The 817-nt window shown below is 72.0% G+C and carries 2 protein-coding genes; both read right to left on the bottom strand.

Features of this window, described 5'->3' with window-relative positions; all coding sequences use genetic code 11:
- Window positions 1-451: thioredoxin (gene trxA / locus PKE99_RS38020; RefSeq protein ID WP_271215095.1), on the bottom strand; the 451-nt coding region annotated here is incomplete at its 3' end.
- Window positions 448-817 (bottom strand): ClpB D2-like domain containing protein (locus tag PKE99_RS38015; protein ID WP_498371921.1); only part of this gene is annotated, 370 nt, incomplete at its 5' end. The genes PKE99_RS38015 and trxA, both read right to left, overlap by 4 nt.

Below are 817 nucleotides of genomic sequence, written 5' to 3'. Positions count from 1 at the left end.
TTCCCTTCGACTGCAGTGCCTGGTCCAGCCAGCTTCGCAACGCCGGCTCCGGTGCGGCTCCGGGCTGGCGGGCGAGTACCTCGCCGTCCCGCAGGACCATCAGCGTGGGGACGGCGCGCACCTCGAACCGCTGGGAGAGCCGGGGCGCCCGGTCGACGTCGACCTTGACCAGCTTGAGCTCACCGGCTCGCTCGGTGGCCAGCCGTTCGAGGACGGGACTCACCATCCGGCACGGGCCGCACCAGGTCGCCCACAGATCCACGAGTACCGGGACCGGAGCCCGCTCCGCGACCTCGGCGAAGTCGTCGTCGCCCGAGTCGGCGATCCAGGGCAGGCGCTCGTGGCAGTTGCCGCACTTCGGCACCGAGCCTGCGGACACCGGTACCCGGTTCCGCTTCCCGCACTGCGGGCAGGCGATGGTGCTCGTCCGCGCCGTCGCCGAGGCGCTCACGCCTGCGCCCCGATGGGCTCGTGGGAGACGACGAGCTGGTCGCCGCCCACGTCGACCCGCACGGTGGACCCCTCGATGGCCCCGTCGCGCAGCAGCGCGCGGGCGACCTGGGTCTCGACCTCCCGCGCGATGAATCGGCGCAGCGGACGGGCCCCGTACACCGGGTCGTAGCCCTCGTGCGCGATGAAGCGACGGGCGCCCTCACCGATCTCCATGGTGATGTTGCGCTCGGCGAGCCGCACGCGCAGGTCGGACAGCATGAGCTCGACGATGTTCTCGATCTCACCCTGGCTCAGCGGCGTGAACAGCACGGTGTCGTCGACCCGGTTGAGGAACTCGGGCCGGAAGTGGGCCCGCAGCTCGGCC

It is taken from the genome of Pseudonocardia halophobica, from assembly GCF_027922425.1.
Lineage (GTDB): Bacteria > Actinomycetota > Actinomycetes > Mycobacteriales > Pseudonocardiaceae > Pseudonocardia > Pseudonocardia halophobica.
The sequence above is the reverse complement of the archived record's forward strand: the minus strand, read 5'-3'. Positions and strand labels throughout refer to the sequence as shown.